Source organism: Blastococcus capsensis (genome assembly GCF_030165005.1).
In the GTDB taxonomy this organism is placed as follows: Bacteria; Actinomycetota; Actinomycetes; order Mycobacteriales; family Geodermatophilaceae; genus Blastococcus; species Blastococcus capsensis.
On sequence record NZ_JASNNW010000013.1, the window covers coordinates 16,421 to 31,877 of the forward strand.

At 74.2% G+C, this 15,457-nt stretch carries 12 protein-coding genes; 8 read left to right on the top strand and 4 right to left on the bottom strand.

All coding sequences use genetic code 11. The features are described 5' to 3' along the window. Positions 1-160 precede the first annotated feature (160 nt). From QOZ86_RS12815 to QOZ86_RS12825, 3 genes are all read left to right on the top strand, one after another. The gene (locus QOZ86_RS12815; protein ID WP_284492357.1) at positions 161-1,399 is read left to right on the top strand and encodes an MFS transporter; all 1,239 of its coding nucleotides are present in this window, start codon (positions 161-163) and stop codon (positions 1,397-1,399) included. Positions 1,400-1,564: 165 nt separating this feature from the next. Further along, positions 1,565-2,338 (top strand): formate/nitrite transporter family protein, encoded by a 774-nt coding sequence (locus QOZ86_RS12820; protein ID WP_284492358.1) that lies wholly within the window; start codon positions 1,565-1,567, stop codon positions 2,336-2,338. A gap of 165 nt (positions 2,339-2,503) precedes the next feature. Next, positions 2,504-3,754: a geranylgeranyl reductase family protein gene (locus QOZ86_RS12825; RefSeq protein ID WP_284492359.1), complete on the top strand. Its 1,251-nt coding sequence runs from the start codon at positions 2,504-2,506 to the stop codon at positions 3,752-3,754. Between the two features lie 211 nt (positions 3,755-3,965). Here QOZ86_RS12825 and trhA read toward each other — a convergent pair whose 3' ends face one another. Beyond that, positions 3,966-4,778: a PAQR family membrane homeostasis protein TrhA gene (gene trhA, locus QOZ86_RS12830; RefSeq protein ID WP_284492360.1), complete on the bottom strand. Its 813-nt coding sequence runs from the start codon at positions 4,776-4,778 to the stop codon at positions 3,966-3,968. Between the two features lie 138 nt (positions 4,779-4,916). Between trhA and QOZ86_RS12835 the strand changes: the two genes are divergently transcribed. The 5 genes from QOZ86_RS12835 to QOZ86_RS12855 all read left to right on the top strand — a co-directional run bounded on the left by QOZ86_RS12835 (position 4,917) and on the right by QOZ86_RS12855 (position 10,109). Then, a complete protein-coding gene (locus tag QOZ86_RS12835) occupies positions 4,917-5,696 on the top strand; it encodes an isoprenyl transferase (protein ID WP_284492361.1) in 780 nt (259 codons plus the stop codon). Positions 5,697-5,750: 54 nt separating this feature from the next. Further along, on the top strand, positions 5,751-6,968 hold the full coding sequence (locus QOZ86_RS12840) for a DUF885 domain-containing protein (protein WP_284492362.1): 1,218 nt from the start codon (positions 5,751-5,753) through the stop codon (positions 6,966-6,968). 3 nt (positions 6,969-6,971) lie between these two features. Further along, entirely contained in the window at positions 6,972-7,352 is a 381-nt protein-coding gene (locus QOZ86_RS12845) for a hypothetical protein (RefSeq protein WP_284492363.1), read from the top strand. Between the two features lie 429 nt (positions 7,353-7,781). Continuing rightward, positions 7,782-9,077 (top strand): RNA 5'-3' helicase PhoH2, encoded by a 1,296-nt coding sequence (gene phoH2, locus QOZ86_RS12850; RefSeq protein ID WP_284492364.1) that lies wholly within the window; start codon positions 7,782-7,784, stop codon positions 9,075-9,077. Positions 9,078-9,173: 96 nt separating this feature from the next. Further along, entirely contained in the window at positions 9,174-10,109 is a 936-nt protein-coding gene (locus QOZ86_RS12855) for a type IV toxin-antitoxin system AbiEi family antitoxin domain-containing protein (protein WP_284492365.1), read from the top strand. Between the two features lie 85 nt (positions 10,110-10,194). Here QOZ86_RS12855 and QOZ86_RS12860 read toward each other — a convergent pair whose 3' ends face one another. The 3 genes from QOZ86_RS12860 to flhA are packed head-to-tail and all read right to left on the bottom strand — an operon-like array spanning position 10,195 to position 15,348. Beyond that, complete coding sequence (locus QOZ86_RS12860; protein WP_284492366.1) at positions 10,195-10,437, bottom strand: hypothetical protein; 243 nt, start codon at positions 10,435-10,437, stop codon at positions 10,195-10,197. Then, complete coding sequence (locus QOZ86_RS12865; protein WP_284492367.1) at positions 10,434-13,322, bottom strand: hypothetical protein; 2,889 nt, start codon at positions 13,320-13,322, stop codon at positions 10,434-10,436. Before QOZ86_RS12865 ends, QOZ86_RS12860 begins: the two co-directional genes overlap by 4 nt. Further along, positions 13,303-15,348 carry a flagellar biosynthesis protein FlhA gene (gene flhA / locus QOZ86_RS12870; protein WP_284492368.1) on the bottom strand — a complete coding sequence of 682 codons (2,046 nt, stop codon included), beginning with the start codon at positions 15,346-15,348 and terminating at the stop codon, positions 13,303-13,305. The genes QOZ86_RS12865 and flhA overlap by 20 nt, the downstream gene beginning before the upstream one ends. Positions 15,349-15,457: the final 109 nt, after the last annotated feature.

Sequence of the window (15,457 nt, forward strand, 5' to 3'; positions counted from 1 at the left end):
TGATCCCCTCGGGGTCGCCGCTGCGGTGGCCCGTGCTGCCGAGGCGGCCGGCCCGGCGCCGCCGCGCTTCCGGGCGGGCCGGTCGACGGCTGAGTGAGGCGCGGCTCGGACCATCGGGTGGTGCGGTACGCGTGACGACGGGGAGACGGGGGGAGTTGGGGTGGTCGACGAGGCGCGACGGCCGGGTATGCGTGCGGTTCTCTCGCAGCCGGACTTCCGGCGGCTGTGGACGGCGCGCACCGTCAGCCAGTGGGGCGACATCTTCAGCTTCGTCGCGCTGGCCATCCTGGTCTACCGGCTGACCGGCTCGGGGCTGGGCGTCGCGGGCGTCGTCGTCGCCGAGATCGTTCCGGTGCTGCTGCTCGCCCCGCTGGCCGGCGTCCTCGTCGACCGGCTGCCCCGCATCCGCGTGATGGTCGCCGCCGACCTGCTCCGCGCCCTCCTCGCCGGCGTGCTCGTGATCCGGCACGACGACCCGCTGGTCGTCTACGCGGTCGCGTTCGGCCTGTCGGCCGGGGCGGTCTTCTTCAACCCCGCCGCCAACAGCGTGCTGCCGTCGATCGTCGGGGACCGGGAGATCGTCGCCGCCAACAGCGCCACGTGGACGGCCGCGGTGCTGTCGCAGGTCGTGCTGGCGCCGCTGTCGGGAGGGCTGGTGGCCGTCGTCGGTCCGGGCTGGGCGTTCGGCCTCAACGCCGCGAGCTTCGTGCTCTCAGCCCTGGTGCTGCGTGGTCTGCGGCTGACCGAGCCGCCGCGCGAGGTCGGCCGCCGCAGGCTGCTCGCCGAGGCCCGCGACGGAATCACCCTGGTGGCCCGCGACCGCCTGCTGCGTGCCCTGGCCATCGGGCAGCTGCTGGCCGCGGTCTCCGCCGGCGCGACCAGTGCCCTGCTGGTCGTCCTGGCCGCCGAGCACCTGGGGGCGCCGGCGGACGCCTACGGCGTCCTGGTCGGAGCGATCGGAGTGGGCGCAGCCCTCGGGCCCACGCTGTTGCTGCGGCTGATCCCCGACCCGCGCCGGCCGCTGTACGTGTTCGGCCCGTACGTGCTGCGCGGCGTGGTCGACCTGGTGCTCGCCTCGGTCCGCTCGCTGCCGGTCGCTGCCGCCACCCTGGCGGTCTACGGCGTCGGCACGTCCACCGGCGCGGTGACGTTCAACAGCCTGCTGCAGTCGCACGTCACCGACCGCACCCGCGGGCGGGTCTTCGCTCTGATGGATCTGCTCTGGCAGGGCGGGCGCCTGGCGAGCCTCGGCGTCGGCGGGCTGCTCGCCGACACCGTCGGCATCCGCGCCGTCTACTACCTCGGCGGCGTCCTGCTGCTGCTCGCCGCGGCCATCGGCTTCACCGCCAGCCGCGCCGGCGACCCCACCGTCCGGCCCGCCGACGAGGGGCCGGAGTGATCCTCGGAAGGAACAGGACGACCGCGGTCGGCGCCCTCCCGTCGAACCCCGCCGCACTGGCGGTCTGCGCGGTCCTCCTCGTAGCCTCGCTCGTCTGGCTCCTCGAACAGGGAGAACGGCGTCCGCAGACCGCGGGCGCCGCGCCGTCCGCAGGAGGTGCGAGCGATGAGCGTGGCCCCGTCACCCGACCAGGTCTACGAGCGGGCGACCGCCGAGGGGCGCCGCCGACTGTCGCTCTCGACGCTCGATCAGGTCTCGACCGGGTTCATCGCCGGGGTGACGATCATCTTCGGCATCGTCGCCCTCGGTGCCGTCGAGGCCCTGGTGGCCCCCCGGTTCGGGTCGGGCGTCGGCGGTCTGGCCGGCGCACTGGCATTCGCCATCGGCGTCGTGTTCCTCGTGGTGGGGCGGTCGGAGCTGTTCACCGAGGACTTCTTCGACCCCGTCGCCGCCGCCATCGAGAAACGCGGACGGCGCACGTGGGGCCGGCTGATGCGCCTGTGGGGCATCACCCTCGTGATGAACCTGGTCGGTGGGGCGCTCCTCGTCGCCCTGCTGACGGTCGACGGTGCGCTGCCCGAGGGGGCGGCGCACGCGCTCTCGCGGGTGGCCGAGGAGATCGCGGGCAAGAGCTGGTCCGCGACCCTGGTGCGCGCCGTCCTGGCCGGAGCGCTGATCACCCTGCTCTCCTACATGTTGAACGCGGTCGACACCGTGGCGGCGCGCATCCTGGTGGCCTACCTGGTCGGCTTCTTCCTGGCCCTCGGACCGTTCGACCACGTCGTGGTGTCCGCCTTGCACCTGCTCTTCGGGATCTGGCTCGACGGCGCGGTCGGCTACGCCGCGCTCGCCGCCAACCTGGGCCTCTCCACGCTGGGCAACCTGCTGGGGGGTCTGCTGCTCGTCACCCTGACGCACACGGCACAGGTCAAGAGCTGACGCCCGACGGAGGCGTGGATCCGCCGGTCGGTCACTCGCGAGGTGCACCGGGAGTGCGGCGTCCTGGAGGACTACGCCGGCCTGGTCGAGGGGCCGCCCGGGCCGCCACCGGTCCCGGCGCCGAGCCGTGCGCGAGCCGCCGTCGCCACCAGGGACACTGAGCCGGTGACCGCCGTTGCCGTGCCTCCCGCGACCGACGTCCTCGTGGTCGGTGCCGGGCCCGCAGGGTCGGCCGCGGCCGCCTGGGCGGCACGCGCCGGCCACGACGTCGTGCTGGCCGACGCCGCGACGTTCCCGCGCGACAAGACCTGCGGCGACGGGCTGACGCCCCGGGCGATCGCCGAGCTCGACCACCTCGGGCTGGGGGAGTGGGCGCGGTCGAAGGCGCGCAACCGCGGCCTGCGCGCCGCCGGATTCGGCCGCGAGTGGCAGCTGCCCTGGCCCGGCGGCGCGTTCCCCGACCACGGCAGCGCCGTACCGCGCACCGAGCTCGACGCCCGGATCCGGCAGGCCGCCGTCGACGCGGGGGCACGGGCGGTGGGCGGCGTCCGGGCCGTCGACGTGGAGCGGGACGGCGACCGGGTCACCGGTGTGGTGTTCGAGCACGCCGACGAGGTCCGTTCGACCGTCGCCTGCCGGAGGCTCGTCGTCGCCGACGGCGTCCGTTCGCCCCTGGGCCGGGTCCTGGGCCGCGAATGGCACCGCGACACCGCCTACGGGGTCGCCGCCCGCGGGTACGTGTCCTCCGGCCGCGCTGATGACGAGTGGATCTCCTCGCACCTGGAGCTGCGGGGCGGCGAGGGTGAACTGCTGTCGGGCTACGGCTGGGTGTTCCCGCTCGGAGCGGAGGCAGGCGAGGTCAACATCGGCGTCGGCACGCTGGCCACCTCCCGTCGTCCGGCGGGAGTGCAGCTCAAGGCGTTGCTGGAGACCTACGCCGCAGCCCGGCGCGAGGAGTGGCGGCTCGATGGGGACGTCCGGCTCCCCGCCTCGGCACTACTGCCCATGGGTGGCGCGGTGTCCGGCGTGGCCGGCGGGAACTGGGCGCTGGTCGGGGACGCGGCCGGTTGCGTCAACCCGCTGAACGGCGAGGGCATCGACTACGGCCTGGAGACGGGGCGAACCCTCGCCGGGCTGCTCGACGAGGACGACTGGACGGCGGCCTGGCCGGCCACTCTGCGGCGGCACTACGGAGAGGCGTTCTCCATCGCCCGGCGGCTGGCCGGGCTGCTCACCGTGCCCCGCTTCCTCCCGGCCGCCGGGCCCGTCGGCATGCGCTCCCGGTCCCTGATGACCGTGGCGCTGCGGGTCATGGGCAACCTGGTCACCGACGAGGACCGCGACCTCGTCGCCAGGTTGTGGCGAACCGCAGGGCGGTTGTCGGTGCGGTTCGACGACCGCAAACCCTTCACCTGACGTTCGCCTGAGCGGGGTCCCGGAGGGACTCCCGAAGGCGGACGTGACGCGAGGTGCGGAGGAACCCGCGGCGTAGCCGCGGTCCTGAGGAGCGGAGGCCCGGAGGGTCTCCCGAGTCAGGACGGGAGCGGCTCAGCGCAGTAGGGGATCGGCTCCTGGCCGCGGTGTCGTCCGGAGGACGACGATGTCATGGCCGCGGTGTCTGACGAAGTCAGACGAATGGACTCGAGTACACCGCGAAGTACACCGCGATGTAGTGGCAGATCGCCGCGACGACGGTCATCGCGTGGAAGACCTCGTGGTAGCCGAACGTGCTGGGCCACGGGTTGGGCTTCTTGACGGCGTAGGCGATCCCCCCGACGGTGTAGAGCGCCCCGCCCACCGCGAGGAGCACCAGCGAGGCGACGCCGGCGATCTGCAGGATGTCGGTGAGGATGAAGACCGCGACCCAGCCGAGACCGATGTAGAGCGGGACGCCGACCCAGCGCGGCGCCGTCGGCCAGGCCATCTTCAGGGTGACTCCGGCCAGGGCGCCGGTCCAGACGCCCGCCAGCACCCAGGAGCCCGTCGGTTGGTCGACCGCGAGCAGGGCGAAGGGCGTGTACGTGCCGGCGATGAACAGGAAGATCATCGAGTGGTCGAGCCGCTTCATGATCTTCCAGCCTCGCGGTGACCAGCGGCGGCGGTGGTAGAGCGCGCTGATGCCGAACAGGCCGAGGATGGTCAGGCAGTAGACCGCCACCGGCCAGCCGGCCCGCGCCCCTTGCGCGGCGGCCAGCGGGACGAGGACCGCACCGGCGACGATGGCGCCGAAGAAGGAGAACAGGTGGATCCAGCCGCGCGCCCGTGGGCGGGTGTCGGGGTGGTCCCAGTCGTCGTCGGCGAAGTCCTCGGCGGTCCACGCGTGCTCGACGTGCTCGCCCTCGGCGACGACGGTGGACACCGCCTGCGCGGCAGGGGCCTCCAGTTCCGCGCCGTCGGCCTCCACCCGGACGGGCGTGCGGTCGGAGGGAGGGACGCTCATGTCCCGAGGCTACGGAGGCGTGGGGAGCGCGTCATCCGCAGCGACCTGTGAGCTTGCTGCCCGCGTCGGCGCGTGGGGCGGCGCGACGGGCCGGGCGGCTCCCGGCCGACCGGCGGCGCGGGGCCTAGGGTGACCGGCGTGGGGGTGCGTCAGCGGGGCCGGGACGCGCTGATCCAGGTCTACGAGCGGCGGCTGGCGCGGGCGCTGGTCCACGCGGACGTACCGCGGCACGTCGGCGTGATCATGGACGGCAACCGGCGGTGGGCCCGGGCCATCGGGCTCGAGGACGTGGCGCACGGTCACCGCCGCGGCGCGGACAAGATCGCCGACCTGCTGAGCTGGTGCGACGACGCCGGCGTGCACGTGGTCACCCTCTTCATGCTGTCCACGGACAACCTGCGCCGCCCGGAACCCGAGCTGAGTGCGCTGCTGCGGATCATCGAGGACGTCGCGGTCGACCTGTCCCGTCCCGGCCGCCGCTGGCGAGTGCGGCAGATGGGCGCCCCGGAGCTGCTGCCGTCGGAGACCGTCGCCGTCCTCAAGCAGGCCGAGGAGGACACCCGTGACCGCGCCGGTGCGGCGGTGAACCTCGCCGTCGGCTACGGCGGGCGGCGGGAGATCGCCGACGCCGTCCGCTCGCTCCTCGCCGAGCACGCGGAACGGGGCACCTCGCTGGCGGAACTGGTGGAGGTGCTCGACGTCGAGCACATCGCCGATCACCTCTACACCCGCGGTCAGCCCGACCCGGACCTGGTCATCCGGACCAGCGGCGAGCAGCGCATGTCGGGCTTCCTGCTGTGGCAGACGGCGAACGCGGAGTTCCACTTCACCGACGTGTACTGGCCGGACTTCCGGCGGGTCGACTTCCTGCGCGCGCTGCGCGACTACTCCGCCCGGCACCGACGGTTCGGCGAGTAGCCGGGCCGCCCCACCCGTGCGTCGCCGGGTGACCCCGGCTGGGAAACTGCCTGCATGACTGCCGGAGCCGTGGACGTCGCCATCGAGTACGTGCGCCTCGGGCTGCGGTTCGACCGTCTGGAGCCGGGATTCGTCGACGCCTACACCGGCGATCCGCGCATCCGTGCCGCTGTCCTGGACGAGCCGGCACCGACTTCCCGGCAGCTGCGCGACCGGGCCCGTGAGCTGCTGCGCGAACTCGACTCCGCGGCGTTCGACAGCGACCGTGCGGACTTCCTCCGCGGCCAGCTCACCGGGCTGGAGTGCAGCGCCCGGAAGATGAGCGGGGAGCCGGTCGGCTTCGTCGAGGAGGTGCGCGGCTACTTCCAGGTCGACGTCGAACTGGGTTCCGAGGCCGCCTATGCCGCGGCGCACCGGGAGCTGGACGTGCTGCTGCCCGGCGGCGGTTCGCTCGCCGAGCGGTACGCGGCGCACCGCCGCCGCGAGGAGTGCCCGCCCGACCGGCTGGAGACGGCGGTGCAGGCGCTGTCGAGCGCCCTGCGGGACCGGGTGCGCGGCCAGTACGGCCTCCCCGAGGTGGAGACGGTGCGCTACGAGGTGGTCACCGACAAGCCGTGGTCGGGATTCAACTACTACGAGGGCGGTTACCGGTCCCGGGTCGCGATCAACGCCGACCTGCCGCACCGGCTGTCGCAGCTTCCGCACCTGGTGGCCCACGAGGCCTACCCCGGGCACCACACCGAGCACTGCCGCAAGGAGACCGGCCTGGTCCAGCGGTCGGGCCGGGTCGAGCACACCGTATTCCTGGTCAACACCCCGGAGTGCCTGATGGCGGAGGGACTGGCCGATCTCGGCGTCCCGGCCGCGATCGGCGAGGGCTGGGGTGCGTGGTCGGCGGAGATCCTCGGCGATCTGGGGCTGCGGTTCGACGGGGCACTGGCCGAGCGGATCGCCGAGGCGGCGGCCCCGCTGAACCGGGTCCGCCAGGACGCCGCCGTCCTGCTGCACGACCGGGGGGCCGATGCCGACGAGGTGAGCGCCTATCTGCAGCGCTGGGCACTGGTCAGCCCGGAGCGGGCTCGTCAGCAGATCCGGTTCCTCACCGATCCGCTGTGGCGCGCCTACATCTCCACCTACGTGGAGGGTTACGACCTGCTGTCCCGGTGGCTGGCCGGCCGCCCGGCCGACCAGGCGGTCGCGGACCGCTTCGTCCGCCTGCTGGACGAGCCGCTGACACCGCAGCGGGTCGCCGCCGAGACCCGGGCCGCCTGAGCCGTGCGCGCCCGCTCCCCGGCACGGGCCCGGTTCCTGGGTCTGTGGACCGCCGGCTGGCTGGCGCTGCTGCTGGTCCTCGGCATGGTGCGCTTCGGCGATCCCGCCCTGCAGTGGCCGGTGCTGCTGGTGCCCCTCCTGTGGGCACTCGTGGCGCTGCGTGCCCGGCGGCCGGCCCGGTCACGGCGCCGCGCGACCGAGGACGAGTGGAGCGACGACGAGTGGAGCGACGACGAGTGGGGTGACGAGGAGTGGCCCGGCGACGAGCCGGTCGAGGGCCGGCGGGTCGCGCCCGAAGTGCCGTGGCCGCCGCCGGGGGAGCGCACCGACACCGTCGAGCGCCCGGCGCTGCGCCGCCGCTCCGAGGGCCCCGACAAACGCTGACCCGCCGGCTGTGCCCGACGTCGTCGCGGAAGCGCCGGCACCCGCCACCGGTCCGGGGCGTCCTGCGTCCCGGGGCTCCGCCCGGAGACGTCCGGGAGGCATGGTGCGGGTGATGCGTCCGGGGGACATGCACTCCCTCTTGTGGGGTGCACGTCACGCGGTTGTCACCGTCCGGGCCTAGCGTCCGTGGTGAACGGCGAGCTGCCCTCGCCGTTCACGGGAGGCCCGGTTGGTGCGACTGCGTTCGTCGACCAGGGGGGCCGGTACCCGGCCCCTGCGCCGGGGCCCGGCCACCTTCGAGCCGGGGCGCGCCTTGTATCCAGGGTGGCGCTCCACGGGAGCCGACACCATGACCGAGCGTGCGAGGGCATGCAGGAGCACAGTAGTACCGGTACTCACGTGTCCGACGAGCGCCAGCGAGGTGGCCGCGTGAGTACCCGCCGCACGTTCGTCCTCGACACCTCGGTCCTGCTGTCCGACCCCGGGGCGCTGCTGCGCTTCGGCGACGCCGAGGTGGTCCTGCCGCTCGTCGTCATCGGTGAGCTGGAGGACAAGCGCAACCACCCGGAGCTGGGCTGGTTCGCCCGTCAGGCACTGCGCATCCTGGACGACCTGCGGGTCGCCCACGGTCGCCTCGACGCACCCGTCCCGGTGGCGGAGGCCGGAGGCACGCTGCACGTCGAGCTGAACCACAGCGACCCCGCGGTGCTGCCGCCCGGATTCCGCCACGACAGCAACGACAGCCGCATCATGGTGGTGGCGCTCAACCTGCGGGCCGAGGGCCGCGACGTCTGCCTGGTCACCAAGGACGTGCCCTTGCGGGTCAAGGCCGCCGCCGTAGGACTGGAGGCCGACGACTACCGGGTGCACGACGCCGTCGACGCCGGCTGGACCGGGATGGCCGAGGTGAGCCTGGACGACGCCGAGCTCGACGAGCTCTACGAGGCGGGCGAGGCCTTCGTGCCGGCCGCCGCGGAACTCCCCACCCACACCGGCCTGGTGCTGCTGTCCTCCCGCGGGTCGGCGCTGGGCCGGGTGCTGCCGGACAAGCAGGTCCGGCTGGTGCGGGGGGACCGGGAGGCGTTCGGGCTGCACGGGCGGTCGGCCGAGCAGCGCGTGGCCCTCGACCTGCTGCTGGACCCGGCCATCGGCATCGTGTCGCTCGGCGGGCGGGCCGGGACCGGCAAGTCGGCGCTGGCGCTGTGCGCCGGGCTCGAGTCGGTGATGGAGCGGCGGGCGCACAAAAAGGTGCTCATCTTCCGGCCGCTGTACGCCGTCGGCGGGCAGGAGCTGGGCTACCTCCCCGGCGGTGAGGGCGAGAAGATGTCGCCCTGGGCCCAGGCGGTCTACGACACCCTGGGCGCCCTGGTGTCCCGCGAGGTGCTGGAGGAGATCGCTTCCCGCGATCTCATCGAGGTGCTGCCGCTCACGCACATCCGGGGCCGCTCGCTGCACGACTCCTTCGTGATCGTCGACGAGGCGCAGTCGCTGGAGCGCGGGGTGCTGCTGACCGTGCTCTCCCGGCTGGGCAGCAACTCGCGGGTGGTCCTCACCCACGACGTCGCGCAGCGGGACAACCTCCGGGTGGGCCGGCACGACGGGATCACCGCGGTGATCGAGAAGCTGAAGGGCCACCCGCTGTTCGCGCACACCACGCTGGTGCGCTCCGAGCGCTCACCGATCGCCGCGCTGGTCACCGAGATGTTGGAGGACCTGCCGCTCTGATCTGAGGTCGTAACCCCCGCCGTCCACAACGCCGGTCTCCGTCCACCGACTCGGCCAGCACCTGGCCGCACGGGGCGCGCACCGGACGGTCGGGGCATGACCGAACCACCCGCCGTCCCACCCCTCCTGCTCCGCCGGACCGCCGTCGCCCAGGGGTGGTCCGACGACGAACTGGCGCGAGCCGTCCGCTCCGGCGAGCTGACCCGGTTACGCCGAGGCGCCTACGTCGACGCGGTCCTCCCCGCCGAGCCGGCCGCGCGGCACGCCCTGCTGGTGGAGGCCACCCTGGCGGCGCTGCGCCTCCCGGGGGTGGTGAGCCACCAATCGGCGGCCGTCCTCCTGGGCCTGCCGCTCTGGGACGTCCCGCTCGACCGCGTCCACATCACGCGACCGCCCGGCTCGCGCAGCGACCGGAGCGGTGTGCTGTGCACCCACGTGGCCCGGATCCGCGACCACGACGTGGTCGACGTCGGCGGCATGCCGGTCACCGACCCGGTCCGCACGATGCTCGACCTGGCGCGGTCACTGCCGCACGAGGCGGCCGTGGTGGCTCTGGACGCCGCGCTGCACCGGGGCCTGCTGTCGCATGACGCGCTGCGTGCGCGGTTGTTCGACATCGTGGGGTCCCCTGGCGCACGCAGCGCGGCTCGCGCGGTGGCGGCGGCGGACGCCCGCAGCGAGAGCGTCGGCGAGAGCCGCAGCCGGGTCATCCTCCAGCGCTGGAAGCCGGCGCCGTCGGCGGTGCAGTTCCCGATCCGGTCCGGCGGCGGGCAGCTGCTCGCCCGGACGGACTTCGCGTGGGAGGACGTCCGGCTGGTCGGTGAGTTCGACGGCCGGGTGAAGTACGGCCGGCTGCTCCGGCCGGGGCAGGAGGCCGGCGATGCGGTGTTCGCCGAGAAGCGCCGGGAGGACGCCGTCCGCGACGAGGGCTGGGACGTCGTGCGCTGGGTGTGGGCGGAGCTGGCCGTGCCGCACCGTCTGGCCGCGAAGGTCCGGCGAGCCCACGAACGGGCCGGCCGCCGCAGGAGGTGACGGCTCTGCGGGTCGCACTCGCGCTGTGCGGGTCCGGCAGGACCCGTGGAGGGCGAGTTCGACCGTCAGAGCAGGGCCGGTCGTCTCAGTCGGCGTCCTCGTCCACCGGTCCGGGCCGCGCCGCCGGTCGGCACCCGCGCTCGGGCGCCGGCTTCGGCGGCGCGACCACCGCGCGCAGCAGCGCGACGGCAGCCCAGCCCGCGGCCAGACACCACGGCAGCCGGCTGACCACCTCCTCGGTGGTGAAGTCCCCCCGCAGTCCGAGCGCGAGCACCGGTACGGCCAGCACGAAGCCGACCAGCAGCACGTCCCAGCGGAACGGGTTCATGCCTGCGGGCTGTCCAGCCGCTCGCAGAGCAGCGACGCCCAGCGGTGCGGGGTCGCTCGGACGCCGTCGAGGAGGGCCACGGGGACGCTGAGCCGCTGGAGCACGGCGGCCGGATCGGTGCTCAGGTCGGTGTCCTGGACGGCGAGGGCGTCGACCCGGGCGAGGCCCTCGAGCCACAACTCGACGTCCTCGGGCTTTCGGGTGGCCTCGACCACGGCCCACACCGCGACCGGCGACCAGATGGCCAGCATCTGGGCCATCCAGTAGACGTCGCTGCGCAGCGGTGCGTCGACGGCGACGATGGTGACCGTGCCAGCCCCCGCGGCCTGCTGACGACGGTCGATCGCGGCGTCGATGGTGGTCATCCGGCTGCCCTTGGGAGCCAGCCCGGCCAGGTCGCCCCGGGTCGCCCACTGCACCCGCTCGGGGTCCAGTCGCAGGGAGGCCGCCAGCGCACGGGCGGTACGCAGCGTCTCGACACCCGGACCGACGATGAACAGCACCTCGCCGGCGCCGCTGGGCAGCTCGGGCGCCCCGGGCAGCCGGGCCGCCAGCGCAGCGGTGAGCGCTGCGTAGGTTCCCTCGGCGGCGATCCGCTCGGCAGCGTCCTCGCCGAGCAGCGCCCGGGGCACACCGAGCTCGACCAGCCGGGCGACGACGTCCCCTGGCGCTGCCGGAGCGTCCGGTGCGGGAGCTGCGGGCGCGGTGGCCACCGGCTCCTCGGACGGCGCGTCCTCCAGCTCGGGGAACTCCTCGCCGACCATGGGCGGACCCACCGGTAGACGGGTGACGGTCGCCAGCGTGCGCATCACCGGTGCGGCGGCCTCCGGCGCCGGGGCCTCCGGCGTCGGGTCGGGTCCGACCGCGGTGTGCTGGACGGTGTCCTCGGGAGCGGAGGGGGCACCGGACCGCGACGACGGGACCGCCGGGCGGGACGGGGACGGCGGGACCGGCGGCAGCCCGCGGCCGCGGGAGCCGCCGATCGAGGGCAGCAGGGAGATTCGCGGCATGACCGTCGTCGCGTCGAGCGACATGTGCATCGGAGCCGGGTCGCTCGCCGTCCGGGCGAGCAGAGGGGCCATCTCGCTCAGCTCGGCGCCGGCCTCGGCCACCACTTCGGCGACGACCTCGGTGGCGATCCCGGTCGCCTCCTCGACGACCTCCTGCGCCGGCGCGACCGTCGCGCTCGGGGCCACCGGTTCCTCGACCACGGGCGCCGGGGACTCCACCGGCCCGGCGGGAGCCGGCGTCTCGGCGACCGAAGGCGCGTGGGTGACCAGGTCCTCGTCCGCGGGGGACGCGAACAGCCTCGGCAGAACCGGCCGGGAGAGGTGGCTCGAGACGGCCTCGGCCCAGATGGGGGCGTCCACGGCGACCTCGGGCGCGGCGTCACCGGTGACCGGCTCGCCCCACAGCGGGGACGGCGCGACCGGGGTCAGCCATCCCGGATCGGGGCTGGCGGCGGGGGCGTCGAACAGGGGGTAGGCGGGTGCCGTGACCGCGCTGACGACCGCCTCCGGCGCCGCTGCCGCCACCGGCGAGGCCCAGACGTCGGCTCCGGCCGGCTCGGCGGGGAAGGGCTCGGCGGAGAAGGGCTCGGCGGAGAAGGGCTCGGCGGAGAAGGGTCCGGCGGGGAAGGGCTCGGCGGAGAAGGGTTCGGCGGAGAGCGCTGCGACGGTGAGCACGTCGGCGCTCGGCTCGGTTACCGGCAGCAATGCGGCGGCCGGCTCGGGCTCAGACAGGACCGCGGCTACCGGCTCGGCAACCGGCTCCGTCAGCGCCTCCTGCGGGGAGTCGCCGGCGAGCATCTTGCGGAGGATCCCGGCCAGCGCCTCGTCGGAGTGCCCCTGGGCGAGGGCCGCCCGCAGCGCCTCGGCGACCTCCTCCTGCCGGGTCGACGGTGCGGGCGCGGCCACCTCGCTGGTGTCGGCCCAGGTGGGCGGCCCCGGGTCGTGGGATGTGGTCGTGGAGGGCGGCGTGGTGGCCTGGTCTCTCACCGGGGTCTCCTCCTGGTGCACGGCCTTCGACCGCGTCGACGGAACTGCTGAACGGATGGCCGCGGCCAGGGACGGCCGGTGCGCCGACCCGTCCGGCACCTCGGCGGTGGACTTCGCGGCGGCCGGTTCCGCGCGCAGCGGCTGCGCGAGCTCGGCCGGCTCCTCCAGCGCGTCGGCGACCGCCTGCCGCACCTCGCGGTCGCTGGAGACCATGCGAGCCAGTGCTGCGGTGAAGGGTGAGGGGGCGGCAGCGGCTGCCTCGCCACGGGCGCCGGACGGCGGCGTCGCGGTGGCCGGGGCCCCGTCGGCCGGGGACGCGGCGCGGGCCGGCTGCCGGGTGGCCTTGGGGAAGACCGCACGCGCGAACGAGCCGCCGTCGGAGGAGTCGGTGGCCGGCGCCGAGGGGATGGTGGCCGGCGCGGCGCCGAGCAGGCCGGCGAGTTCGTCGAGCCGGTCGTCGTCCACCGCGGGTCGGGCCACGGCCGGACGGGCCGGCGCCGTGCGGGCCGGGACGTCCCACTCCGACGGGCTGCGACCGGGCACGCCGGACGACGGAGCTGCCGAGCCGGCCTGGGCGGCCTCCGCCGCCCAGGCCGCCGCGCCGTTGCGGGCCGGCGCCGCGCTCCGGGCGCGGGCGGGCGAGGCCGACGCCAGCGGGGAGTCGTAGGACGACGCCGGGGTGGGATCGGACGCCCGGGCCGGGACGCCGGGCCGGACGAACTGGTCGGGCGCCACCTCGGCGATGTACCGCTCGGTGGCGAAGAAGCCGAGCACGCCACCCGAGCGGACCCGGCGCACGCCGACGACCCGCGCGTGCGGACCGAACTGCTCGCGTGCGGCCGCGATCGCGTCGTCGCGCGTGGCGGCCTCAACGGATCGCAACGGCACCGCTCACCACTCCCAGCGACTCGATCTGGGCTGTCCGGGACACCTCCGAGTAGGAGATGACCGGAAGCCGGGGCAGGATCTGGCGCATCAGGCGCGCGAGAGCGGCGCGGACCTGGGGCGAGCAGACGAGGACCGGGGACAGGCCCGCGCGTTCGGCGTCCTCGAGCATCCCGCTGCAGCCGTGGACGAGGGCGTCGACGGCGCCGGCGTCGAGCGCCAGGACGGCGCCGAGCTCGGTGTGGCGGACGGCCTCCAGGAGCCGCTGCTCGAAGCCCGGCTCGAGGGTGAACACGTGCAGCCGCTCGTCCGGCGTGACGTAGGGCTGGCTGATCGCCGAGCCGAGTGCCGTGCGGGCCGCCTCGACGAGACCGTCGAGTTCGGTCGAGTGCTTCGCACGCACAGAGAGTGCCTCGAAGATGCGGACCAGGTCGCGGATCGACACACCCTCGGCGAGCAACGCGTGCAACACGCGTTGCACCTCTCCCAGGGTGAGCAGGGTGGGGGTCAGTTCCTCGACGACGACGGGGTGCGAGCGGCGCACCATCTCCACGAGGAGCCGGACGTCCTCCCGGCCGAGGAGCTCGGCGGCGTTCTGCCGGACGACCTCGGCGAGGTGGGTGGTGATGACCGACGAGCGGTCGACGACGGTGGCGCCGGCCATCTCGGCGGCGCGCTGCAGCTCGGCGGGCACCCACTTGGCGGCGAGGCCGAAGACCGGCTCACGGGTGGGCCTGCCGGGCAGCCCGTCGAGCGCGTCGCCGATGGCGAGGACGGTGCCGGCGGGGGAGCTGCCCTTGGCGACCGGGACGCCGTTGAGCCAGATGACGTACTGGGACGAGGGCAGGTCCAGGTTGTCGCGGGTGCGGACCAGCGGGATGACCAGACCGGTCTCCATGGCGACCTTCCGGCGCAGCGCCTTGACCCGGTCCAGCAGGTCGCCGCCCCGGGCGGCGTCGACGAGGTCGACCAGGTCGAACGCGACCTCGAGCTCGAGCGGGTCGACCCGCATCTTCTCCGCGATGGCCTCGGGGGAGTCGGGGGAGGGCTCCAGCTCGGCCGCCGCCGCCGCGGCCTCCGCCTCCTCGTCCACCTCCGGCTCGTCGGTCATCCGGGTGGAGAGGAAGAGGAAGAGCCCGCCGACGAGCAGGAAGGGCAGCTTCGGCAACCCGGGGATCAGGCACAGGGCCAGGGCGGCGCCGCCGGCGATGCGCACCGGCTGCTTGAAACGGCCGAGCTGGGCGAGCAGGTCCGTGCCCATGTCGCCCTCGGTGGCCGACCGGGTCACGATGATGCCGGTCGCGGTGGACATCAGCAGCGCGGGGATCATCGACACCAGGCCGTCGCCGACGGTCAGCAGCGAGTACGTGGTGACGGCCTCGGCCGGGGCCAGGCCGCGCTGCATCATCCCGATCGCGAAGCCGCCGATCAGGTTCACCAGCGTCACGATGATGCCGGCGATCGCGTCGCCCTTGACGAACTTCGACGCACCGTCCATCGAGCCGTAGAAGTCGGCCTCGGCGGTGACCTCGTGGCGGCGCTTGCGTGCCTGTGCCTCGTTGATCAGGCCGGCGTTGAGGTCGGCGTCGATGGCCATCTGCTTGCCGGGCATGGCGTCGAGGGTGAAGCGGGCGCCGACCTCGGCGACGCGGCCGGCACCGTTGGTGATCACGACGAACTGGACGATGACCAGGATCAGGAAGATCACCAGTCCGACGATCAGCGAGCCGCCGATCACGATGTGGCCGAAGGCCTCGATCACCTTGCCGGCGTAGCCGTCGGTCAGCACCAGCCGGGTCGACGAGACGTTCAGGGCCAGCCGGAACAGCGTCGCGATCAGCAGCAGCGACGGGAAGACAGCGAAGTCCAGCGGCTTCCGGATCTGCATCGCGACCAGCAGGATGAGCAGCGAGACCGCGAGGTTCAGCCCGATCAGCAGGTCCATCATCGCTGCCGGCAGCGGCACCACCAGCATGAGCACGATGGCGACGACGCCGATGGGGACGGCCGCCTTGCCCAGGCCCTTCACGAGGTTCCTCCGGGCGCGGACGACGGACGCTGGCTCACCCCTCCCTCATCGGCAGTCGGACGATGGGCCGGTACCTCCCCGGAATTGCCGGTCCTGGTTCACCGTCGGC

Coding starts and splice junctions, on each gene's coding strand:
- QOZ86_RS12855 (WP_284492365.1), top strand. CDS start 9,174: ATGACCGAACCACCCGCCGTCCCACCCCTCCTGCTCCGCCGGACCGCC.
- QOZ86_RS12860 (WP_284492366.1), bottom strand. CDS start 10,437: ATGAACCCGTTCCGCTGGGACGTGCTGCTGGTCGGCTTCGTGCTGGCC.
- QOZ86_RS12840 (WP_284492362.1), top strand. CDS start 5,751: ATGACTGCCGGAGCCGTGGACGTCGCCATCGAGTACGTGCGCCTCGGG.
- QOZ86_RS12820 (WP_284492358.1), top strand. CDS start 1,565: ATGAGCGTGGCCCCGTCACCCGACCAGGTCTACGAGCGGGCGACCGCC.
- trhA (WP_284492360.1), bottom strand. CDS start 4,778: ATGAGCGTCCCTCCCTCCGACCGCACGCCCGTCCGGGTGGAGGCCGAC.